This window comes from Aurantimonas litoralis, assembly GCF_026153195.1.
Taxonomy (GTDB): Bacteria; Pseudomonadota; Alphaproteobacteria; order Rhizobiales; family Rhizobiaceae; genus Aurantimonas; species Aurantimonas coralicida.
The window spans coordinates 177232-200472 of record NZ_JAPFBM010000009.1; the positions used below are offsets into that span (position 1 = coordinate 177232).

General features: G+C 66.9%; 20 protein-coding genes, 1 tRNA gene and 1 pseudogene. 18 read left to right on the forward strand and 4 right to left on the reverse strand.

Translation table 11 applies throughout. From position 1 onward, the window contains the following. From N7I30_RS17695 to N7I30_RS17755, 13 genes and pseudogenes are all read left to right on the forward strand, one after another. On the forward strand, positions 1-849 hold the full coding sequence (locus N7I30_RS17695; RefSeq protein ID WP_498640573.1) for a phosphoenolpyruvate hydrolase family protein: 849 nt from the start codon (positions 1-3) through the stop codon (positions 847-849). Then, positions 849-4070, forward strand: coding sequence for a flotillin family protein (locus N7I30_RS17700; RefSeq protein ID WP_498640575.1), 3222 nt, complete (start codon positions 849-851; stop codon positions 4068-4070). The genes N7I30_RS17695 and N7I30_RS17700 overlap by 1 nt, the downstream gene beginning before the upstream one ends. 1 nt (position 4071) lies before the next feature. Further along, on the forward strand, positions 4072-4509 hold the full coding sequence (locus tag N7I30_RS17705) for an SRPBCC family protein (protein ID WP_187392358.1): 438 nt from the start codon (positions 4072-4074) through the stop codon (positions 4507-4509). Between the two features lie 9 nt (positions 4510-4518). Continuing rightward, entirely contained in the window at positions 4519-4956 is a 438-nt protein-coding gene (locus tag N7I30_RS17710; protein ID WP_024350887.1) for an SRPBCC family protein, read from the forward strand. A gap of 1 nt (position 4957) precedes the next feature. Continuing rightward, positions 4958-5749, forward strand: a complete 792-nt coding sequence (locus N7I30_RS17715) for an FAD binding domain-containing protein (protein ID WP_498640578.1) — start codon at positions 4958-4960, stop codon at positions 5747-5749. Continuing rightward, positions 5749-6228, forward strand: a complete 480-nt coding sequence (locus N7I30_RS17720; protein ID WP_024350885.1) for a (2Fe-2S)-binding protein — start codon at positions 5749-5751, stop codon at positions 6226-6228. Before N7I30_RS17715 ends, N7I30_RS17720 begins: the two co-directional genes overlap by 1 nt. Beyond that, positions 6225-7904, forward strand: a pseudogene (locus N7I30_RS17725) (xanthine dehydrogenase family protein molybdopterin-binding subunit); the annotation flags it as partial. The gene N7I30_RS17720 and the pseudogene N7I30_RS17725, both read left to right, overlap by 4 nt. Before the next feature lie 262 nt (positions 7905-8166). After that, the gene (locus tag N7I30_RS17730) at positions 8167-9204 is read left to right on the forward strand and encodes a xanthine dehydrogenase family protein molybdopterin-binding subunit (protein ID WP_498640580.1); all 1038 of its coding nucleotides are present in this window, start codon (positions 8167-8169) and stop codon (positions 9202-9204) included. After that, a complete protein-coding gene (locus N7I30_RS17735) occupies positions 9204-10085 on the forward strand; it encodes an AAA family ATPase (protein ID WP_228241310.1) in 882 nt (293 codons plus the stop codon). The genes N7I30_RS17730 and N7I30_RS17735 overlap by 1 nt, the downstream gene beginning before the upstream one ends. Continuing rightward, complete coding sequence (locus tag N7I30_RS17740) at positions 10082-11173, forward strand: vWA domain-containing protein (protein WP_498640582.1); 1092 nt, start codon at positions 10082-10084, stop codon at positions 11171-11173. The genes N7I30_RS17735 and N7I30_RS17740 overlap by 4 nt, the downstream gene beginning before the upstream one ends. Next, entirely contained in the window at positions 11170-12045 is an 876-nt protein-coding gene (locus N7I30_RS17745) for an amidohydrolase family protein (RefSeq protein ID WP_498640584.1), read from the forward strand. The genes N7I30_RS17740 and N7I30_RS17745 overlap by 4 nt, the downstream gene beginning before the upstream one ends. A gap of 23 nt (positions 12046-12068) precedes the next feature. Continuing rightward, entirely contained in the window at positions 12069-12917 is an 849-nt protein-coding gene (locus N7I30_RS17750) for an N-acyl homoserine lactonase family protein (protein ID WP_498640585.1), read from the forward strand. A 106-nt stretch (positions 12918-13023) separates the two neighbouring features. Continuing rightward, positions 13024-14658 (forward strand): isochorismatase family protein, encoded by a 1635-nt coding sequence (locus N7I30_RS17755; RefSeq protein WP_498640587.1) that lies wholly within the window; start codon positions 13024-13026, stop codon positions 14656-14658. A gap of 32 nt (positions 14659-14690) precedes the next feature. Here N7I30_RS17755 and N7I30_RS17760 read toward each other — a convergent pair whose 3' ends face one another. Both N7I30_RS17760 and N7I30_RS17765 read right to left on the reverse strand, forming a co-directional pair. After that, complete coding sequence (locus N7I30_RS17760; protein WP_498640589.1) at positions 14691-16316, reverse strand: pyridoxamine 5'-phosphate oxidase family protein; 1626 nt, start codon at positions 16314-16316, stop codon at positions 14691-14693. 57 nt (positions 16317-16373) lie between these two features. Then, the gene (locus N7I30_RS17765) at positions 16374-16982 is read right to left on the reverse strand and encodes a glutathione S-transferase family protein (protein WP_498640619.1); all 609 of its coding nucleotides are present in this window, start codon (positions 16980-16982) and stop codon (positions 16374-16376) included. A gap of 157 nt (positions 16983-17139) precedes the next feature. On the opposite strand from N7I30_RS17765, the gene N7I30_RS17770 reads away from it, so the two are divergent. Beyond that, positions 17140-18036 carry a LysR family transcriptional regulator gene (locus N7I30_RS17770; RefSeq protein ID WP_498640591.1) on the forward strand — a complete coding sequence of 299 codons (897 nt, stop codon included), beginning with the start codon at positions 17140-17142 and terminating at the stop codon, positions 18034-18036. A 155-nt stretch (positions 18037-18191) separates the two neighbouring features. Here N7I30_RS17770 and N7I30_RS17775 read toward each other — a convergent pair whose 3' ends face one another. Beyond that, positions 18192-18422: a hypothetical protein gene (locus tag N7I30_RS17775; RefSeq protein ID WP_498640593.1), complete on the reverse strand. Its 231-nt coding sequence runs from the start codon at positions 18420-18422 to the stop codon at positions 18192-18194. 205 nt (positions 18423-18627) lie between these two features. Between N7I30_RS17775 and N7I30_RS17780 the strand changes: the two genes are divergently transcribed. Next, on the forward strand, positions 18628-18837 hold the full coding sequence (locus tag N7I30_RS17780) for a hypervirulence associated TUDOR domain-containing protein (protein ID WP_040325121.1): 210 nt from the start codon (positions 18628-18630) through the stop codon (positions 18835-18837). Beyond that, on the forward strand, positions 18837-19382 hold the full coding sequence (locus N7I30_RS17785) for a DUF488 domain-containing protein (protein ID WP_498640595.1): 546 nt from the start codon (positions 18837-18839) through the stop codon (positions 19380-19382). Before N7I30_RS17780 ends, N7I30_RS17785 begins: the two co-directional genes overlap by 1 nt. 235 nt (positions 19383-19617) lie before the next feature. On the opposite strand, the gene N7I30_RS17790 is transcribed toward N7I30_RS17785, so the two are convergent. Beyond that, a tRNA-Arg gene (locus N7I30_RS17790) sits at positions 19618-19694 on the reverse strand. A gap of 523 nt (positions 19695-20217) precedes the next feature. On the opposite strand from N7I30_RS17790, the gene N7I30_RS17795 reads away from it, so the two are divergent. Together N7I30_RS17795 and N7I30_RS17800 are read left to right on the forward strand one after the other, a co-directional pair. After that, complete coding sequence (locus tag N7I30_RS17795) at positions 20218-21777, forward strand: MHYT domain-containing protein (protein ID WP_498640599.1); 1560 nt, start codon at positions 20218-20220, stop codon at positions 21775-21777. A 314-nt stretch (positions 21778-22091) separates the two neighbouring features. Then, a complete protein-coding gene (locus N7I30_RS17800) occupies positions 22092-22640 on the forward strand; it encodes a hypothetical protein (protein ID WP_498640601.1) in 549 nt (182 codons plus the stop codon). Positions 22641-23241 lie beyond the last annotated feature (601 nt).

Below are 23241 nucleotides of genomic sequence, written 5' to 3' on the forward strand. Positions count from 1 at the left end.
ATGCACGACCGCCAGACCCTGATGACGAGATTTCGCGCCATGCGCGACGCGGGCGAGCCCATCGTCGGCGGCGGTGCCGGCACCGGGCTGTCGGCCAAATGCGAGGAAGCCGGCGGCATCGACCTCATCGTCATTTACAATTCCGGCCGGTTCCGCATGGCCGGGCGCGGCTCGCTGGCCGGCCTGATGCCCTATGGCGACGCCAATGCCATCGTCATGGAAATGGGCAACGAGGTCCTGCCGGTGGTCAAGCGCACGCCGGTGCTGGCCGGGGTCTGCGCCACCGACCCGTTCCGGATGATGGACCGCTTCCTCGACGAGGTGAAGGCGGCGGGCTTCTCCGGCGTCCAGAACTTTCCGACGGTGGGCCTGATCGACGGCAGCTTCCGCGCCAATCTCGAAGAGACCGGCATGTCCTACGCGCTGGAGGTCGAGATGATCCGCCTCGCCAACGCGCGGGACATGCTGACCACCCCTTACGTGTTCTGCGAGGACGATGCCCGCGCCATGGCGGGGGCCGGCGCCGACATCATCGTCGTGCATCTGGGTCTGACCACCGGCGGTGCGATCGGCGCGGAAACCGGCGTGGCGCTGCAGGACGCTCCGGCGGTGACCGACCGGCTGGCGAAGGCCGCGCTGGAGGTCAATCCGGACGTGCTGGTCCTCGTCCATGGCGGCCCGGTCGCCCAGCCCGAGGACGCCGAATACGTCCTCGCCAACACCACCAATTGCCACGGCTTCTACGGCGCCTCCTCGATGGAGCGGCTGCCGACGGAAATCGCGCTCACCGAGCAGACGCGACGGTTCAAGATGATCGGCCGCAAGGCCGAAGCGGGGAGGGATCAGTAATGACCGGCGAACTCATCGGACAACTCATCCTGTGGCTGATCCTGGCCGTCATCGTCGTGTTCATCCTCTACTGGGTGATGAACTGGCTCTACCGGCGGTCGACCAAGGAAATCGCCTTCGTGCGGACCGGTTTCCTCGGCGAGAAGGTGGTCATCGACGGCGGCGCCTTCGTCTGGCCGATCGTCCACGACATCACCCCCGTCAACATGAACTCGATGGACCTCAACATCACGCGCGAGCGTGAGCGGGCCCTGATCACCAAGGACCGGATGCGGATCGACGTGGAGGCGTCCTTCTATGTCCGCGTCGCCCAGACCAGGGAGGGCGTGACGCTGGCCGCCTCGACGCTCGGCCGGCGCACGCTGGAGCCCGAACGCATCCACCAGCTTCTGGAGGGCAAGTTCGTCTCGGCGCTGCGCACCGTCGCCGCGGAGATGACGATCGAGGAACTGCACGAGCATCGCGGCGACTATGTGCGCCGGGTCATCGCCACCGCGCAGGAGGGGCTCGACAAGAACGGGCTCGAACTGGAAAGCGTCGCGATCCTCGACATCGACCAGACCGAGATCGAGTTCTTCAATCCCTCGAACCGCTTCGACGCCGAGGGCCTGACGAGCGTCATCGAGGCGATCGAGAGCCGCCGCAAGATGCGCAACGACATCGAGCAGGAAACCTCCCTCCTGATCCGCGCCCGCAACCTGGAGGCCGAGAAGCAGTCGCTGGGGATCGAGCGCGACAGCGAGAACGCCCGGCTGGAGCAGGAGCGCGAGATCGAGTTCCGCCGCGCCCAGCAGCGCGCCGACCTGGCCCGCGAACGCTCCGAGCGCGAGAAGGAGGGCGAGGAGGCCACCCTCCTGAACCGCGAGGCCATCGAGAAGGCCCGCATCTCCAACGAGCGCAGCATCGCCGAGGCGCGCATCGCGTCGGAACAGACCATCCGCCAGCACGAGATCGAGCGGGCCCGCATCATCGATGAAGCGGAGATCACGACGCGCGAGGCCATCGAAAAGGCCCGCATCCAGCAGGAGCGCGTCCTGTCGGAAACCCGCATCACCTCGACGCGCGACACCGACGCCGCCGAGATCGCGGCGCGCGAAGCCATCGAGAAGGCGCGGATCGCCCAGGAGCGCGAACTGACCCGCGCCCGCATCGAGAAGGACCAGGACACCCAGTCCAACGAGATCGCCCGCAAGCGCGCCGTGGACGAGGCCGAGATCAGCGCGAAGGAGAGCGTCGAGAAGGCCCGTATCGCCCAGGAGAATGAGGTCAGCGAGGCCCGCATCTCGCTGGAACGCGCGACGCGGGAACGCGAGATCGCCCGCAATCTGGCCATCGAGGAGGCCGAGATCGCCGCCCGCGAGGCGGCCGAGAAGCTGCGCATCATCCAGGAACGCGCCGTCAGTGCCGCCCGCATCGCCTCCGACCGCGAGACCCGCTCGCTGGAGATCGAGCGCAAGAAGGCACTGGAAGAGGCCGAGATCGCGTCGCAGCAGGCGACCGAGGCCGCGAAGATTGCCCGCGAGAAGACCCTTGCCGCCGAGCGGATCGCCTCCGAACAGGAGACCCGCGCGCTGGAGATTGCCCGCCGCCGCCTGCTCGACGCCGCCGAGATCGAGGCCGCCGAGGCCACGGCCAAGGAGCGTATCGGACAGGAGGAGCGGGTTCGCAGTCTCGAAATCGCCCGCAACCGCGCCATCGACGAGGCCGAGATCGCCTCGCGCGAGGCGGTGGACAAGGCCCGGATCGCCACCGAGGCCCGCACTTCGGTCGAGCGGATCGAGAGCGAGGAGCGCACCAAGGAGCGCGATCTGGCCCGCGAACAGGCGGTGGCCTTTGCCGACACCGCCAAGCAGGAGGCCGTCGAGGCCAAGCGCATCGCCAAGGAGAAGAAGCTCGCGGCCGAGCGCATCGCCTACGAGCAGGACATGCGCGAGCGCGAAATCGCTCGCAACCGCGCCGTGGACGTTGCCAGCGTGACGGCGCAGGAGGCGATCGCCACGGCCCGGATCGCCGAGGAGAAGCGCACCCGCGCTGCCGCCATCGACCGCGACACGGAAATCCGCTCCCGCGAGATCGAGCACCAGGAGGCCATCGAGGCCGCCGAGATCAGTTCGCGCCGCCTGGTCGAGGGCCAGCGGATCGAGAAGGAGGCGGAGACCACGGCCGAGAAGATTGCCCGCGACCGCCGCATCCGCGAACTGGAGATCGAGCGCAACAAGGCAATGGACGCCGCGCAGATCGCTGCCGACGAGGCGATCGAGGCCGCCCGCGTCTCCAAGGCCAAGACGGTCGATGCCGAGAAGATCCTTGCCGAGCAGGATCTCGATTCCCGCAAGCTCGAGCGCCGCAAGGTGCTGGAGCAGCTCGAGATCGCCCGCATGCAGGCGCTGCGCGAGGCCGAGATCGCCAGCCAGGAAGAGGTCGAACGCGCCAAGATCGCCTCGGAGCGTGGTCTCGACGACGCCCGCATCGGGCATCAGGCCGAGCGTCGCAAGCTGGAGATCGCCCGCGAACGGGCCGTCGAGGAAGCGACGATGGAAAAGACCATCGCGCTCTATCGCAAGTCACTGGATGAAAGCGCCGCCGCGGTCGAGGCCGAGAACGCCCGCGCCCGTGCCGTCGAGGCCAGCGAGAAGGTCAAGACCACGGCCGAGAGCGAGGTGGCACGGCGCGCCAAGACGGTCGGCGTGACCGGCGCCGAGCTGGAAGCCGAGCGCAAGCGCATCGGCGCCGAAGCCGAGAAGATCCGTGCCGCGGTGGAGGCCGAGGCGCAGAAGCTCATCAACGAGGCCGAGAACGTCCTCACCGACGGCGCCCGCGCCAGCCTGTTCAAGCGCAAGATGCTGGAGCATGTGGAGGGCATCGTGGCGGCCAGCGTCAAGCCGCTGGAGAAGATCAACGACATCCGCATCATGCAGCTCGGCGGGTCGGGGACACAGGGCCTCGACTGGGCGAATGGCGGCGGCAGCGGCAATGGCGCCAGCGGTGGCGGCGGCGGGGGGCAGGGCCCGAGCCCGACGGACGAGGTGATGAACTCGGCCCTGCGCTACCGCGTCCAGGCGCCCTTCGTCGACAGCCTCCTGTCCGACATCGGCATCGACGGGGCGAACATCGCCAAGTCCGACATCTTCCGCAACGCCTCCGACATGACCCGCGCGGCGTCGGAAGCGGCGCGGGCGAAGGCGCCGAAGGTCGGCGCCGACAAGAAGGAGGGCCGCTGACATGGCGAGGGTCTATGTCAGCTCGGTCATTCCGGCCGAGGCGTCCCGCGTGTGGGAGCGGATCCGCGACTTCAACGCGCTGCCGAAATGGCATCCGCGCATTCGCGACAGCCGCATCGAGGACGCCCTGCCGTCCGACAAGATCGGCTGCATCCGCAGCTTCCACCTGCAGAGCGGCGACAACATCCGCGAGCAGCTCGTCGGCATGTCGGATTACGACCTGTTCGTCACCTACGTCATGCTCGACGGCCCGCAGCCCTGGTCTGACTACATGGCGACGCTGCGCCTGACGCCGGTCACCGACACGGGGCACTGCTTCGCCGAATGGTCGGCCGAATTCAGCTGCGATCCCAAGGACGAGACCGATCTCGTCACCGGCACCGGCCGCAACGTGTTCCAGGGCGGTTTCGACGCGCTCAAGCGGCATTTCGGGGGCTAGGCGGCGCTCATGGTTCACGTCGTTCGCAGCACCGTTCTGGAGGCGCCGGTCGAGGCTGTCTGGGAGATCGTGCGCGATTTCAACGGCCACGACCGCTGGCACCCGGCAGTGGCCACCAGCCAGGTCGAGCGCGGCCGCGTGACCGACCAGGTGGGGGCCGTGCGCCGCTTCCGGCTCGAGACCGGCGAGGAGCTGCGCGAGCAATTGCTGACCCTGTCGGATGCCGAGATGTCGATGACCTACTGCCTGCTCGATACGCCGATCCCGCTGCTCAACTACGTCGCCCACATAAGGCTGTCCCCGGTCACCGATGGCGACGCCACCTTCTGGCACTGGGAAAGCCGTTTCGACACGCCGAAGGGCCGGGAGGCCGAACTGGGGGCCGCGGTCGGCGACGGCATCTATGTCGCCGGCTTCGAGGCGATCCGAACCGAGCTGGGGGCCTGACATGCTGAGCGTTCAGACCTGCGCGACACTCGACGAGGCGGCCCGCCAGATGGGCGATCGCACCCGCTTCCTGGCCGGCGGCACGCTGGTGATGCGCGGCGTGAATTACGCCGATCCGTCCTTCGACCGGATCGTGCGGGCCCGCACCATGCCGCGCGAGATCCGCTCCGCCGGCACCGGCCTCAGGATCGGTGCCGGCGCCACCATGGCCGATCTTCTCGCCGCACGCGACGCCGAGATCCTGCACCCGGTGGCCCGGATGATCGGCGGGCCAGCGGTCCGCAACATGGCGACGGTGGGCGGCAATCTCTTCGCGGCGCATCCCTATGGCGACCTTGCCACCGCGCTGCTGGCGCTGGATGCCCGGGTCGACATGGCCGGCGGTGCCACCGAGCCGATGGAAACCTTCCTCGCCGGTCGCGACCGCCAGCGCGGACTGGTGACGGCGGTCATCCTGCCGCGCGTCACCGCGTCGGAATTCCGCTGGGCCAAGATCAGCCGGGTCAAGCCGAAGGGCGTGTCGATGCTGTCCATCGCCGCCTGGCTGCAGGGCGGCAGCCGCGTCACCGACGCGCGGATCGCCTTCGGCGGCATGGGGCCGACCCCGCTGCGCGCCAAGGCGGCGGAGCGCGCGTTGCGGGACCGCACACTGGACCCGGCCGGCATCGAGGGCGCGCTCGCCGCCTGTCTCGACGGGCTGGCCCCGGCCGACGACGCGCTGGCGAGCGAATGGTACCGGCGCGAGGTCGCCCCGGTGCATCTGCGGCGCCTGTTGCTGAGGGAGGCGCGCTGATGGCCAAGACACCCGTCAGATTCACATTGAACGACGCCGAGACCGCGCTGTTCGTCGACGAGGGCGCCAACCTGATCGACGTCCTGCGGCGCGGCGCCGGCGATCTGTCGCCCAAGCAGGGCTGCGCCCAGGGCACTTGCGGCGCCTGCACCGTGCTGATCGACGGCCAGCCGCATCTGGCCTGCCTGACACTGGCCGAAACCGTCGAGGGGCGGCGCATCGACACGACCGGCGGACTGGCCGGCGGGCCGCAGCTCCACCCGCTCCAGACGGCCTTCATGGAAGAGTTCGCCGCCCAGTGCGGCTTCTGCACCAGCGGCATGCTGATGGCCGCCAAGGCGCTGCTCGACCGGCAGCCCAGCCCGAGCCGCGACGAGGTGGCCGAGGCGATCTCCGGCAATCTGTGCCGCTGCACCGGCTACGAGCCCATCATCGACGCGGTCATGAGGGCGAGCCAGCGGATGAGGGGCGCGGCATGACCAGTATCGAGTTCCGCAAGGACCTGTTCGCCGACGAACGCGACGACACGCTGAAGGAGATCGGCCAGCCGACCATCCGGCAGGACATTCTCGGCCATGTCACCGGACGCACGCCCTATTATGACGACCATCTGTTCGACGGCCTGCTGCACATGCGCGCCGTCCGTTCGCCCCACCACCATGCGCGCATCCGCTCGATCGACACGCGCGAGGCCGAGCGGATGCCGGGCGTGCGCCGCGTCGCGACCGCGAGGGACGTGCCGAACAACCTCAACACCCTGCTGTCGCTGATCAATTTCGGCAAGGACGACGAGCCCCTCTGCGCCCACGACAAGGTCCGCTACAAGGGCGAGACGGTGGCCTGGGTGATCGCCGACACCGAGCGCCTGGCCCGGGAGGCGGTGGCACAGGTGCGGGTGGACTACGAGATGCTGCCCCATCTCCTCGACCCCGAGGAGGCGCTGAAGCCCGGCGCACCGGTGGTCAACGAGGTCTATCCCAACAACAGCTTCGACTATCACGAGCGCTACGATCACCAGAAGCTGCGCTTCGGCGACGTGAACGCGGCCTTCGCCCGCGCCGACCATATCGTCGAGGCCGAGTACCAGATGTCGCCGATCGAGCAGGCGCCGATCGAGACCTGCGGGGCCATCGCGGCGCCCGAGCAGAACGACCGCTATGTCTGCTACACCAACACGCAGGCGCTGTTCTTCTCGCTTGGCACCACGGCCAAGCTCCTCGACATCCCGTCCTCGCGCCTGCATTTCATTGGCGGCACGGCCGGTGGCGGCTTCGGCGGCAAGGTCGACAGCATCGTCGAGCCGACCGCCGTTCTCGGCGCGATCCTGACCGGGCGGCCGGTGCGCTTTGCCTGGGACCGGGAAGAGGAGATGCAGGTCGGCGCGCCGCGTGGCGCCGAACGCTGGCGGCTCAAGGACGGCGTGATGGCCGACGGGCGCATCGTCGCGCGCGAATTCACCGGCTTCTTCGACAGCGGCGCCTATACGCGCCTGTCCTCCTACGCCATCGTCAAGGGCACCGGGCATCTGCCGGGCCCCTATTTCATCCCCAATGTGGCGTCCAACGTCTATTGCTGCGTCACCAATCGCACGCCGGCGACGGCGATGCGGGGCTTCGGCATCACGGCGGTGGATTTTGCCATCGAATGCCAGATGGACCGGGTGGCCGAGGCGGTCGGCATGGACCCGATCGAGCTGCGCATCCTCAACGCCTATCGCGACGGCGACATGAAGGCGCATCGGCGCAAGGCCAAGAACACCGCGCTGATCGAGTGCTGCCAGGTGGCGGCGGGCAAGGCGCAATGGCCGTTGTCCGGGGAGGCGATGGCGCAATCGTCGCTGACCGGCGGCGGCACGCCAGAGCGGGTGGCGATCCCCGAGACGGTGACCGACGACGAGGGCCGGATCGGCGAACGCCGGGCCGGACGCACGGCCTCGACTGCGCCGTCGAGAAACGGACGCGGCCGGGTGCCGGCCGGCCAGCATGGCGCGACCATCGTCGCGGCGCCGCCCCAGAACCCGGACATGCAGATCGAGGCGGACCGCATCGGCCACCGCATGGGGAGCGAGACGCCGCCTGCTGCATCGGGCCCGACCTCCGGCGCCGCACAGCCTCCCGCTCCCTATCGGCCGGCCGCATCCCAGAGCGGCGGCGGCATCGTGCCGCCCCGGACGGCGCCACTTCCTGCCGCACCCCCTCCTGCCGCGCCATCTGCCCCACCGCCCGCGTCGCCATCCTACGGCTCGCAGCCGCCGTCTGCCCCGCCGCCTGCAGCGACAACCGGGGCGCCGCACGACGCGCCGTACCAGCGGCCGGCACCGACAGAGCCCGAGCCCTATCGGCCCGACAAGCCGTTTTCGCGCGGGACGCGTCGTCCCGGCAGTTCGCCCTTCCTGTCCGGAACGCGGAGGCGATGACATGACCATTCACAAGGGCAGGGGCTTTGCCTGCATCAACTATCCGATCGGCATGAATCTCGGCGGCGACCCGTCGCAGGCGCTGGTCCATTCGACGCCCGACGGCAAGTTCATGGTGGCGCTGTCCGCCATCGATCTCGGCCAGGGAATGAAATCCGTCTCGCGCCAGATCGCCGCCGAAACCCTCGGCGTGCCGATCGAGGACGTCTATGTCGACACCGCCGACAGTGACACCGGCCCGCACGACATGGGCTCCTTCGCCTCGCGCGGTACGCACCGGGTCGGCAATGCGGTGATCCGGGCGAGCGCCGAGGCGCGCCGGCAGATGCTGGAGGCGGCGGCCGAGGAGATGGAGGTCGATGCCGGCGACCTGACGACCGACGGCAAGGGCAACATCCACGTCAAGGGCGCGCCGGGCCGCGCGATCACCGTCGCCGAAACGGCCATCGCCGCGCAGTTCAAGCAGGGCCGCACCCTGTCAGGACGCGGCATCTTCCTGATTCCGCCGTCGAGCGCCGACCCCGAGACCGGTGAGATGACGCCGGTGACCTGTTTCGCCCATGCGGCCCTCATCATCGATCTGGAGGTCGACGACGAGACCGGCGAGGTCGAGGTGAAGGAGATCAACTCCGCCTACGAGGTGGGACGCGCCCTCAATCCGAAGCTGGTCGAGCAGCAGCTGATCGGCGGGGCGTGGATGGGCGTCAGCCACACGCTCTACGAGACCACCGAGCCCTATTATCCCGATCGCCGGCACGGGGCGACGGACTTCAACCATTATCTGATGCCGGGGCCCGCCCAAATCGTGCCCCACCACATCGCCGTCCTGGAACGCCCGGCCGAGGACGCGCCCTTCGGCGGCAAGGGGCCGGGCGAGATGTGCGCCAATCCGGTGCTGCCCGGCATCGCCAATGCCATCTACGACGCGATCGGCCTGCGCTGCGACACGCTGCCGATCACGCCGGAGAAGATCCTGCGCGGCCTGCGCGAAATGGGCGGCGCCCGGCCGCCGGCCCGCTCGAAAGGACGTGCCACCTGATGGTCACAAGGGCGACCATAGCCGGCATCTCGTCTCCCGCGGAGTTGCAAACGGCGCTCGACGGCGCCCAGTACATCGCCGACGACGCGCTGGCGACGGCCGCCTATCTGGCGCTGGCGCTCGGCAAGCCGCTGCTTCTGGAAGGCGCGCCCGGGGTCGGCAAGACCGAAGCCGCCAAGGCGCTCGGCGGTGTCCTCGGCCGCAGCGTTATCCGGCTGCAATGCTACGAGGGGATCGACGCGGCCTCGGCGCTCTACGAATGGAACTATCCACGCCAGATGCTGGCCATCCGGCAGGCGGGGCAGGACTACGTCAATCTCTATTCCGAGGATTACCTGCTGGAACGGCCGCTGCTGGCGGCGCTGCGCAATCCCACCGGCACGCTGCTGCTGATCGACGAGATCGACCGGGCGGATCACGAGTTCGAGGCGTTCCTCCTGGAGTTCCTCTCCGACTTCACGATCTCGATCCCCGAGACCGGCACGGTGCGCGCGGTGCAGCCGCCGGTCGTGGCGCTGACGTCGAACCGCACCCGTGACCTGCACGAGGCGCTGCGCCGCCGCTGCGTCTATCACTGGATCGATTACCCTTCGCCAGAGCTCGAGGCCCGGATCGTCATGACCCGCGCCTCGCGCGTCGCCGAAGCGACGGCCCGGGCCGTGGTAGCCTCGGTCGGCCTCTTGCGGCAGGAGCCGCTGGCCAAGCCGCCAGGTGTCGCCGAAACCGTCGAATGGGCCGAGGCCGCCACGCTTCTGAATTCGCAGGGCGCCCGCTGGCCCGACGCCTTCGCCCGCGCGATCGGCGTCGCGCTGAAGGACCATGACGACCTCTCCTACATGCGGGACCGGCTGGCGGCGATCCTGCCGGGCGAGGCGGCATGACCCCGCGCGCGCTCGATCCGTTCCTGCGCTTTGCGCCGTCCCTGCGCCAGGCCGGCTTCGCCGTGTCGCCCGACCAGACCGTGGATTTCATCGCGGCCGTGGGCGTTCTCGGCCCGCGGGACATGACCGACATCTGGCGCGCCGGGCGGGCGCTGTTCGCCGTGCCGCCGGAACGTGTTGCCGAATACGACGCGATCTTCCGCGCCGTGTTTCTCGATCAGGTCATCCGGGCCCCGACGGAGACCGAGGACGAGGAATCGGAAGCCCACGAGCCGACCGGCGGAACGCAAGACATCGAAGCCGGGGACGAGGAGAGCGAGGCGGGGGCGGATGCGACCGAGGCCGAGCGCCTGACGTCGCGCAGCATCGCCAGTCGCGACGACGCGGCGGCAGCGCGGCTCCTGCGGCAGGCGCCCGCCGCGCTGCCGCGTCGCCTGTCCTATCGCCGGCGCGCGACCCGTCACGGCGACCGGATGGATCTGCGCCGGACCCTGCGCGAGGCCGCACGCCGCGACGGCGAGGTGCTGCGCCTGCACGAAACGCGCCGCAAGTCGCGGCAGCGCCGGGTTCTGCTGCTGATCGACGTCTCCGGTTCGATGAAGGCGCAGAGCGAGGGCATGATCCGCCTTGGCCATGCGCTGGTGCAGGCCGCCGACCGGGCGGAAGTGTTCACGCTGGGCACCCGCCTGACCCGGATCACCGCGGCCCTGAAGCCGGCCGACGCCGAACAGGCACTGCCCCGCGCCGCCGCGGCCGTTGCCGATTTCGATGGCGGCACGCGGATCGGCGAAGCCCTGCAGGCCTTTCTCGCGGTCCCGCGCTACGCCGGCTTCGCGCGCGGCGCGGCGGTGACCGTGGTGTCCGACGGCCTCGAGCGCGGCTCGCCGGCGGCGATGGTCGACGCGGTCAACCGCCTCTCCCGCATCGCCTGGCGGGTCGACTGGCTGTCGCCACTGGCCGCCGATCCGCACTACGCCCCGCGCACCGCCGGGCTGCAGATGATCCTGCCGGTCCTCGATCATCTCGGCGACGGCGCCTCGCCCGGCCGGGTGGCGGATCACTTCCTCGAATATGCGAGACGAAAATGATCGACGCGCATCATCACATCTGGCGCCAGGCGGACCTGCCCTGGCTGATCGGCCCGGAACAGCCGCGCATCTTCGGGCCCTATCGCGCGATCATGCGCGACTATTCGATCCGCGAATACCAGGCCGACCTTGCCGGCACGGGCATCGCGAAATCGGTCTATGTGCAGGCCAACTGGGCCCCGAACTGGGCCGCCGACGAGGTCGCCTGGGTGCAGGAAATCGCCGAGGAACACGGCACCATCGCCGGCATCGTCGGCTATGCGGACTTCACCGAACGCGACGTGACTGCCCAGCTCGACAAGCTGAAACGCCACGACCGGATGCGTGGCATCCGCCAGCAGCTCCACTGGCACGAGAACCCGCTCTACCGCTTCGCCAGGACCCCCGATCTCGCCCGCGACGAGACCGTGCAGAAGAACGTCGCCCGGCTCGCCGACTATGGCTGGAGCTTCGACCTGCAGGTGTTTCCGGGCCAGATGGAAGGCGCCGCCGAGCTCGCCCGAGCCTGCCCCGAGGTGACCTTCATCCTGCAGCACGCCGGCATGAAGGAGGACCGGTCCGAGGCCGGCGACGCCGCCTGGCGCGACGGCATGAAACGGCTGGCCGACTGCCCGAACGTCGTCACGAAGCTCAGCGCCTTCGGCACCTTCATTCATCGCAACGATCCGGCCTTCATCGAGGAGATGATCCTCGCGACCGAGAAGCTCTTCGGCGCCGAGCGCTGCATGTACGGGTCGAACTTCCCCATCGAGAAGCTCTGGACCTCCTACACCGAGCTGTTCAACGCCTTTCGCGCCGGGGCCAAGTCCCTGTCCGCCAGAAAGCAATCCGCGATCTTCAACGACACCGCAGCCCGCATCTACCGGCTGTAGACGACACAAGGGGGGAGACCATCATGGCCTTGCAGATCCACATCCTCGACTATGGCGACATCGAGCTGGAGACGAGCTTCCTCGTCCTCGGTCACGAATGCGGCCGCACCCGCCGGGTGCCGGTCTACGGCTTTCTCATCACCGGCGGCGAATATCCGATCGTCGTGGACACCGGCTACCGCGACAACGCCATCATGGAGAGCCTCGGCATGCGCGGCCTCCAGTTCCACGAGAACATGATCGAGAACCAGCTCGCCCGGCATGGGCTGAAGCCCGGCGACATCCGCTACGTGCTCCACACCCATCTGCATATCGACCATGCCGGCAAGGACGATCTGTTCCCGATGAACACGACCGTCGTCATCAACCGGCGCGAGATGGAGTTCTCGGTGTCGGGGATAATGTTCCCGCAATATCCCAAGCCCGACATCAAGCATCTGGTCGACCGCATCTACGAGCCCGAGGCGATGCGCTTCCTCGACCTCGACATCACCGGGGCCGAGGAAATCATTCCGGGCGTCTGGTGCGAGCGGGCAGGCGCGCACACGGAAGGCTCGATGAACGTCATCGTCGAGACCGCCGAGGGCCTCGCCTGCATCTGCGGCGACGTCATCTACGATTTCAACGACCAGATCGTGAACCACGTCCACACCAACAACTGGATGGAGCCGCGTGTCACCGGCAACCACTCCGAATCCAAGCGGGCCGAGAAGGGCGCGATCAAGAAGCTGCTGAACAACTACACCTTCCTGCTGCCCATCCATGACCGGCCAGCGAAGATTGAGCGCCAGAAGGTGGTCGGGCGGCTCGGCATGACCGTGCCCGGACCGATGACCGAGACCCTGCCGAACCGCCCCTGGTTCCCGGTCTGACTTTGCCGGCTGACCAAGGTGCATAGGGGCATGAACCGCGCTGCCACGCCGGGGCGGCCGGCGGGTGCCGGGCGGGGCATCCATTCGCGACGAGAGGGACAAGGCCATGGCACATGAAGCGATCTCGGACGGCTTCTTCCGCGACATCGTCGAGGAACACGCCCCCGTCCGCCTCTTGGGGACCGGCTTCACCTTCACCGAGGGGCCGTTGTGGCACCCGGTGAACGGCAACCTCATCTTCTCCGACATGCCCGCCGATACGCGCCGTCAGTGGACGCCGGGGCAGGGCGTCGCCGTCATCCAGAAGCCGACCAACAAGGCCAATGGAATGACCTACGACGCCGAGCTGAACCTTCTGGTCTGCGAGCATTCCACCTCTTCCGTCGCGCGCATCGCGCCCGACGGCACGCGCACCGTCCTCTGCTCGCATTTTCAGGGCCGCGAGCTGAACAGCCCCAACGACATCGTCGTCGGCAATGACGGCGCGATCTGGTTCACCGATCCGACCTATGGCCGCCGGGAGCATTTCGGCGTTCCCCGCCCGCTGCAGCTGGGCTTTCAGGGCGTCTATCGACTCTCCCCTGGCCATGTCCCGGGGGACGAGCCCGAACTGGTCGTGGACCGCTATCTGTTCAGCCAGCCCAACGGTCTCACCTTCTCGCCCTGCCAGCGCTGGATGTGGGTGAACGACACCGAGCAGGCCAATATCCGGCTGTTCGACGTGACGGCGAAGGGTCTGGAGAACGGCCGGCTCTTCGCCGGCGGCATTCAGGACCGGCTGAAGCCCGGCCTGCCCGACGGCATGAAGGCAGACAAGGACGGCAATATCTATGTCACCGCCCCCGGCGGGGTCTGGGTCTACTCGTTCCATGGCGAACTGATCGGCAAGATCAGCTGCCCCGAGATGGTCGCCAATCTGCACTGGGGCGGCGAGGACTGGTCGACGCTGTTCCTGTGCGCAACGTCGTCGCTGTATTCGGTCCAGACCCTGACCCGCGGCAGGGACGAACCCTTCATGTATCCGCGCGCCACGCCGCGGCGAGCCAGTGCCGCACCGGCTCCGACGCCCACGCCATCCCCCGCGCTGCCATCGGGGCGGGTGGCGGCTCCGGCGCTGAATCTTCGCCCGCGGCTCGACGCCCGGATCGACCCGGCGCGCACCGCCCTGATCCTGCAGGACCTGCAGAACGACGTCATCATCGACGGCGGCGCCTTTGCCCCCTCCGGCGCGCCCGATCACGCCCGCGCCCAGAACGTCGTCGCCAATGCCGCGCGGCTGGCCGAGGTGGCGCGCCGGCGCGGCATCATGGTGCTGCATGTCTGGATGTTGATCGAGCCCGGCGCGCCCTATCTCGCCCAGCATGCCGAACTGATGAAGGGCCTGAAGCGCGAGAATGCCCTGGTGCGCGGCACCTGGGGCGCCGCCCCGGTGGACGGTCTCGCCCCGCAGCCCGGCGATCTGGTGGTCGAGAAGATGAGCATGAGCGCCTGGGAGACGTCGCGGCTGGAAGCCTATCTGCGCCATGGCGGACGCGACACGATCATCAATTGCGGCGCCTGGACGAATATGAGCGTCGAGCACACCGCCCGGACCGGGGCCGACAAGGGCTTCCACATGATCGTGCCGCAGGATGCCTGCTCGACCATGAACGCCGACTGGCACCAGGCCTCGATCAATTACGCCATGCAGAACGTCGCCACCGTGACGACAACCCAAGCCGTCATCGACGCGCTGGGATAGGACGGCACGGGCACCGCCATGCGATCTGCGTCTCATCCACCGGGACCGAAGGTCTCGAAGTGGATTCGCCCGGGATCGACGCCGCCGGCTTCGAGGCCCGCATGGATGTCCGCGAGAAAACCCTCGGGACCGCAGAGCATGTAGTCGGCATCCGCACCTGCATCGAGGGCGATGAGGTCCGCGGCCGTGATCCGCCCGGCTCTGCCGAAGTGAACGCCCGGCGCGTCCGCTGCCTCGGGGGCGCTGTAATAGACAAGCCGCTCGATGGGCGCGCCCGTCGCGGCCAGCGCGTCGATTTCGGCCGCAAAGGCGTGGTTCCGCCGGTTTCGAGTGCCGTGAACGAACCGGATCGGCCGGCCCGATTGGCTTTCCACGGCGGCATGCAGCATCGAGAGCATCGGCGTCACACCGACCCCGGCGCTGACCAGCACCAGCGGGCTGTCGCCGGACGGGGCCTGGAAGGCACCCGCCGGCCGCCCCGTCATGATCGTGTCGCCCACAGCGACCTGATCGTGGAGGAAGCGCGAGGCGATCCCCCGTTCCTTTCGCTTGACGCTGATGCGGTAATGCCGGGCCGTCGGGCTGCCGGACAGCGAATAGCTGCGCCGCACCGGGCTTGCCTGACCGGGCACCGTCAGTGCGACCGGCAGATGCATGCCTGGCTGGAACGGCGCCAGCGGCCCGCCGTCCGGCGGGGTGAGATGAAACGAGGCGATGGCGTCGCTTTCGACGACCTTGTCGATCACCCTCATCCCCAGCGTTTCCACGCCGTCCCGGCTCCAGCGCAGCGACAGGGCACCTTGACGCTCCACCACGCGATCGATCGCGACGCGGATCATGCGCCGCGCCTGCGGATCGTCGCTGCCGGCCGCACCCCACTCGACCCGCGCCCGCCCGGCGATATGCAGAAGGCTTCCAGTCTCGAAGGACACGAACAGCAGCCCGACCCTGGGGTCGCGGATGAGATTGCCGATCGTGTTGAAGAAATTGTTGCCGGGGTAGTCCGGGATACGCAGGGAGCCGTCGGTCGTGACCTGCACGAAACCCGGCTCGCCGCCGCGATGGGAAGCATCGAAGCCGCCCGCCGTGCCGCGTTTGTCGGCCCCGACGCCCGAGCCGATGAAGAGCGTATCCGCCGCCGCGATCCAGGCCTTGTGGGATGGCTGCAGCCGGTCGAAGTGCCGGGCGGAAGTGTCTTGGGGGGCGTCGACCCGGCGCCATTCGCGCGCGTGGATATATTGCGGGCAATTGCCGAAGCTCTGGTGGACGTCGACGACATAGCCCGCCCCGTCGGGGCGCAGGAACCCGTTGAGGCGGTTGCGCCGGCGGCTGGCCAGCGCAATCCCGAGCATGCCGATCTCGCTGCCAGAGGCGAGGGGGGCGGCCAGCGGGTCCGCCCGGTCGAGGCTGGCCGCCAGCCGCAACTGGCGCGGGTTCGGCGAGGTGGCAAAGCCTTCCGGCCCCTCAATGATCGACACACAGGGCTGGCCGGTCTCGTCGCCGCTCGCGATGACGAGGAACGGCAGCGAGGCGAAGAAGGCCCGGTGCTGCTCGGGCATCCGGTCGCGGATGAAGCCGGCGGCCGCGGCCGCGACGTCACAGACGCCGGCCCGGCGCTGTGCTTCCAGTTCGCCGGCGTGGAAGGTGGGGAACGCCATGGGGCTCCTCCTGGGGTTTGCAGCGGATCGTGTACGGGGCGGCCTGCCTGCCGATGGTCAGGCGAGCGCCGGCGACCGGGCCATGCCGATGAAGTCCGGGAGCGCCTCGATCCGTGCGAGCCAGGCGCGGAGCTGGGGGTAGGGCGCGAGGCTGACGCCGCCCTCCGGCGCATGGGCGATGTAGCTGTAGCCCGCGACGTCGGCGAGGGTCGGACGGTCAGCGGCCAGCCAGTTGCGGCCGTCGAGATGGTTTTCCATCACGGCGAAGAGCGCATGCGCCCGCGCTTTCGCCAGATCGTGATCGAGCCTGGCGCCGAAGAGGGTGACCAGTCGCGCCGCGCAGGGACCGGAGGCGATCTCGCCGGCGGCAATCGACAGCCAGCGCTGGACCTCCGCCGCCTCGACCGGCGTGCGACCGCTCCAGGCCGGGCCGTCGCCGTAGCGCAAGGCGAGATAGGTGATGATGGCGTTGGAATCCGCCAGCGTGACGCCGTTGTCCTCGATCGCCGGCACCTGTCCGAACGGGCTGAGGGCCAGGAAATCCGGCTGCTTGTGGGCGCCATTGGCCATGTCGAGGTCGACCGTCACATAGGGCTGGCCGAGGAAGCGGAGCATCAGCTCCACCCTGTGGCAATGGCCGGATTTCGGGTTGCGATAGAGGGTCACCGGTCGGGTGGCGGAAGAGCTGTCCTGGCGCATGGATCGCGTTCCTTCGGATGGGCGTGGCTTGCGTCTCGCCGACAAGCTAGCGATGCTCGTCTTCCGCAAGAATGGGCGAAGTCTGCAGCGCACTGTTGCAGTTCTCGAAGCAATGGAGGCCGCGGTGGATCGGCTGCAGTCTCTCAGGATGTTCGTTGCCGTCGCCGAGGCGGAGAGCTTTGCCGGTGGTGCCCGGACCCTAGGGCTGAGCGGTCCGTCGGCCACGCGCGGCGTCAACGCTCTCGAGGCAAGGCTCGGCGCCCGGCTGTTCACCCGCACGACGCGTAAGGTTCGGCTGACGGATGTGGGGCGGCGATATCTGGGGGAGGTGCGCGAAATCCTCGCCCATCTGCAGGCCGCCGACGAGGCTGCGTCCGGCGCAGCCGGCAAGCCGGTCGGGCAACTTCGCGTCACCTGTCCGCAGGAGTTCGGGCGGATCTACATCGCGCCGTTGCTGACCCGGTTCCTGGACGCCTTTCCGGGGATGAGCGCCGAAGTGCTGATGGTCGACCGGGTCGTGAGTCTGGTCGAGGAAGGGATCGATGTCGCCCTGCGGATCGGTCCCCTGGCGTCCTCGGATCTCGCTGCGGTGCGGATCGGCCAGGTCCGCCGGGTGGTCTGCGGGGCGCCGGCCTATTTCGCCGAGCACGGAATTCCGCAGGACCCGGCCGATCTGGCGCGCCACCGCCTCGTCGCGACCATGCCCGACGGTCCGGCCAGGGCGTGGCGGTTCGGCCCGAACGGAACCCGGATCGTCAGGGTGGAGCCGCGCCTGACGGTCAGCAGCGTGGCCGCCTCGATCGCCATCGTGCGCAGCGGCTGGGGGCTGTGCCGTGTGCTGTCCTACCAGATCGGGCCCGATCTGGAGGTCGGAACCCTGCAGACGGTGCTCGCCGATCACGAGCCCGAACCGCTGCCGATCCATCTCGTCCACGTGGAGGGACGCCGGGCCGCCGCAAAGGTCCGCGCCTTCGTCGACTTCGCCGCCGACCGCCTGCGTCAGGTCGCGGTGCTGAGATGATTCATGCCGTCGCCCAGCCGCATCTGCTCGCATGGAGGGGAGACGAAGTCTGATCCGCATCCGTGAGTGACACGCCGATCAGACCCAGCCTGCGAACGCGGAGCTGCCGGGCCGCCCCGCGCTCGAAATGCGGCAAGTTGCGGACGACCGGCGCGTCAGTCCGTGCGAGCCGCCAGCCACTCCCGGGCCTGCTCTTCGGTCGGGAAGGTCGGATGCGCCGGGGCAGCCACTTCGCCGTCCTGAACGTCATGAATGGTGTCCTGCCCCCGAAACATGGGCGTCCAGATGCCGTCGGGCTTCCTGATCTCGAATCTGTAGATCGCACGCTCGCCGTTCTCGGCAATCAGCGTGTCGTTCCGCGTCTGCTCGACTTCGTGTTCTGCCATGGTGATCTCCGCATTGCGTCGGAGGCTATATGAGTCTGCGACAGCGAGGAGGCCAGCCGCGCCGAGACGAATGGAACCGCAATGTTGATCGCCACCGCCGCCGCTCTGCGCGGACCATCGCGCCGGATCCGGGATCCCCGCGCGGTTCGCCAGCCGATCGGAACAATGCGGCACAGGAGGAATTTCGCTGCAGAAGGAGGACGAGATGGCGAAGTTTTCCGAAGGCGACCATGTCAGCTGGAATTCCGAAGCCGGTCATGTGACCGGGAGGATCCTCAGGGTTCACCATGCCGATTTCGACTACAAGGGCCACCGTCGCCGAGCGTCGAAAGATGACCCCCAATACGAGATCGAGAGCGACAAGACCGACCACATCGCGGCGCATAAGGAGAGTGCGCTGACGAAGGTGGATTGATGGTCGCGCAGTTCACGACCATCGGTCACTCCAACCGCGAGCTTCAGGAGACCATCCGGATGCTGCGGGAGGCCCGGATCGGCCTCGTCGTGGACGTTCGCTCCTTTCCGCGCTCCCGCAGCAATCCGGTCTACAATATCGACAGCTTCCCGGATGAGCTCGGACGGGTTCAGATCGGCTATCTGCACGCGCCCGACCTCGGAGGTCGACGTCGAAAACAATCCGGCGTCGATGAATGCTGCAACGCCATGTGGCGGCTCCAGAGCTTCCACAATTACGCGGACTACGCCCTCGGCGAAGCGTTCGCAGCCGCGTTCGAGGACCTTGTGAGCCGTGGTCGAGATCAGCGGATCGCCATGATGTGCTCGGAGGCGGTCTGGTGGCGCTGCCACCGCCGGATCATCACGGACCATCTCCTGCTCAACGGACACTCTGTCGATCACCTGATGGCCCCCGGCCGCATCGACCCTGCCACCCCGACGCCGGGAGCGGAGAAGACGAGAGACGGACGCGTCGTCTATCCGGGCCAGGCATCTCAGGATTAGCGGTGGATCCCGTCACGGAAACCCGGTCCGATCGGCCGGCCATGCACGAGAACATCGGTGACGTCGCCCTCTCCGAGGCGTACCGCGCGCGCCCTCTTTAAGCGCGTCGAGGCGAACGACGCGACGATCCGCATCATCGATGGGGCGGCGACGCTTGCGCTGGTGATGGCGGGACGGCGAGCGCTGCAGAAAGCAAAGCCGCTGGCGCTTCGGTCTTCGCAGATATGTACGGAAGTGGTGCACCCGACAGGATTCGAACCTGTGACCTCTGCCTTCGGAGGGCAGCGCTCTATCCAGCTGAGCTACGGGTGCCCGGGTCGCGGGCGGGATCCGGCGAACGGATCGGCATGACCGAAATCTCCCTAACCGATCCCGGGCCGCACGGCAAGAAGCGATGATCGTCGGGATGCGGAGCTTGCGCTCCTCTCCGAAGGCAGAGGTCACAGGTTCGAATCCTGTCGGGTGCGTCATCGCTATGACGCTCGCTCTGCGGCGTAGCGGTCGCGCGCCGATGAGAAACGGTGCGAGGACAGGGTGCCGAGGGTGTGGCTCGTGATCTCGTTCGCCAGCCACGCCAGCCTCGAGCGCGAGCGCGCGGCTGAGATCGTGATGGAAACGCTGGACAAATCCTATGCGGGCGTCTTCAGAAGGTAGCCGACGGTGGCGTAACCGAATTGAGTGAGCTCCGATGCACGCGTCCCATGACCCGATATTTGTCCTCCTCTCCTTAGTGGTTGCGGTCCTCGGGTCCTGGACAGCCTTGGACCTTTTTCGGCGCGTGAGAACCCATCTTGGACAGGCAAGGAGGGTCTGGCTGGCTATCGCAGCTCTCGTCATGGGGCTCAGCATCTGGTCCATGCACTTCGTTGCCATGCTTGGCTTCGATCCGGGCTCGGCCGTGCGATATGATCCGCTGCTGACCTTCGTCTCGCTGGTTCTGGCCATAGGCGCCACAGGCGGAGCATTCTTCTTTGTGGCACGCGAACGTGCTGGGCCTAGGCATGTCTACGCCGCCGGCGTCGCGATGGGGATCGGCATCTGCTTGATGCACTATGTCGGCATGGCAGCGCTCCGTAGCGCGATTTCACTCGGCTATAACGCGAGCTTGGTAATCCTCTCGCTAGTCATCGCCATTGTAGCTTCAACTGCCGCTCTTTTTGCAGCGGGTCGAGAAAGGGCGTTCAGCTGGCGTATGTTCGCGGCCTTCATGCTCGGCGTTGCGATCGTCGGAATGCACTATACTGCCATGGCCGCGTTGGAGCTCATACCAACTGCCGAAGTGCGGATGGAGCCCTCCGGCGCGCCACCTTACATGCTAGCCGTATCGGTTGCGGGCGGGACGCTGGTGATCCTGCTGCTTGCACTATTGGCTTCCCTCTACGATCAACGCGGCAATGTATTATCGGCCCTGGAAGCGGGCGGTGTCGGCTATTGGGAATTGGATCTTCGCTCTCAAACTCTGCATATCTCACCGAGAGGGAAAGAGATCTTCGGGCTGACGCGCGATGCCGGCTTCACACACGAGCAGTTCCTTGCCCGCCTGTCGCCGGAAGAGCGGGCAAAACGTGACCAGGCATTTGCAAGTGCAGTGCTTACGGGATCGGAATACGACGTCGAATACCGCTTGGCCGATGAGGCTCGATGGGTGAACCTCAGAGGGCGCGCCGTTGCTGACGGACGAGGGCGACCTCGCCGTATGGTCGGCGTTGTGCTCGATGTCACGGAGCGACACAAGGCATTCGCTGCAGTCTCCGAGAGCGAGCGGCGCCAACGTCTGATGATCAACGAATTGAACCATCGCGTGAAGAACACGTTGGCGACCATCCAATCGATCGCATCGCAGACTGCCAGACGCGCCCAAACGCCTGAGGACTTCCGCAAGAGCTTCGAGGGGCGCCTCGTTGCCTTGTCCGAAACGCATAATGCGCTGACCCGAGGTGGATGGGAGGCTGCTTGCCTGCGCGAGCTCTTCGAGCATGAACTCAGACCGTATTCCACGGAGCAGATACGTCTCGATGGTCCTGTATTCCCCCTTAATCCTCGTGAGGCTCTAGCACTCGGGATGGTCATCCACGAACTGGCGACCAACGCCGCAAAATACGGCGCCCTCTCCGTGCCGACTGGCTGCGTTCGGGTTTCGTGGGAGGTTGAACCAAAAGTCGGTCACGCCCGACCGTTGACCTTGTCGATCGCATGGACGGAACTTGGAGGCCCTACCGTTGCAGTCCCTGCCAGCAAGGGATTCGGGTCGCGGCTACTTCACCTCAGCATTGAGAAGGAACTGGGCGGAAAGGCCGAGCTCCGTTATGACCCGGAGGGTTTCGCCTGCTCTCTAAGCATTCCTTTCGCTCAGATGACCGAAACAGAATTCGAGGTTCCCAACTTTGCTTCCTGAGCCAAGCCAAAGACACGTCGCTGATGATTGTCAGATGTCCACGATGGATGCGTCCGCCAAGAGTCATAGGCACTCTGTGGCGAGCCCCGCGGCCCTTGGAGCTACTCTGATCGCATCCGGCACGAAATACTTGCCAGAGAGTCGTTATGACGATTGGACGGGTCCAGGCGGAAAATTGATTGTGGTCGATTCACCAGGATAGTCTCGGCCAGCCGAGCTGCAGGGGATCCGCGGTCCAGTATCCGGACTCGACCGACGCAGCTAACTGTGCGTCAATCGTGTTTGATCGTGCTCTGATCGTGAGAGGCTTAGAAATGTCTGTGAGCGAGCGAAATCACATCGACACAACTGAAGCAGCAGGTCGAGCTGCAGACCAGCTGATTATCGATTCGATCGAGTTGGATGGCGACGGGCCTGTCACTCCTCATCAAGCGCCCAATGGACTTGATGAGCCGACATTCCACCATCGTCGTCGTTTATCGACCGGCCCTGACGGACTTCGCGGGGAGCTGGACAGGCGGGCCCGGCAGATCAGGAAGGCATGTCGGTCACTTGCAACCCTCGAACCTCTCGCAGAAGTCGCCGACGGTGAACGCCTTCGTCTTCAGCAACGGCTTGTGCGCCTCGTTCCCGATATCGAGGAAGCAGGTCGATTGTTGTCGAGGGCGATCGAAGCAGCAAAATCAGGCGATATGTCCGCGGATATCTCAACGAAGTTCGACAAGACCTCCGCCAAACTCGATGAACTCGAAGAGTTATCTGACGCCTTGATCGTCAATATGATGACGATCCGGGGTGTATGGGAGCAATATGCTCGCGCAGTTCTTGAAGCTCAGCGCATCAAGAATGTCCGGGGCGAATGAGGTTCGACGTCAGCACCGTCTCGAATAAGCGACTTTAAATAGTCGAGTTGCCGTCGATCTTGAAGCAAGCAGTTCTCGATTTTCGTTGTCGTCTGGCCGCCGGATCGCGGCGATCGCCGTCTATCGCACGCAGCACCGCTAAACCATCACGGCGCTCTATAGGAAGAAGTCGGTTCACTAGCGCGTCCCACCACTCCCGAGCATGGGAAGCCCGGATGTGGCTGAAGGCCCTATAGGCTGATTGTCTGCGCGGACTCTGAAAATTCGTCAGAACTGTTCACGGGGACGATCCTGTCGGCTTTCCAAATTTCATCGTAGGTTTCACGCAAGCTCGGCGACGTATTATGTAGCATTAGGAAGAGGAAGCCGTCGCCACGAAGCGAGTTCTACATCCGATCCGTCCACATTTGTCACCATAGCTCCCTGAATCGATGTAGATAACCGGACGTAGCCTCTGACCGCTCGAAGGAGGAATGCGCAATGGCCAAGGTGCTCGTGGTGACTTCGGGAAAGGGCGGGGTTGGTGACCTGAGACCCCAATCTCCTCCGGTTTGAGGGAGAGTCCTGAGTTTCGTTCTTGGCCTTAAGCGGCCTGTGTTTC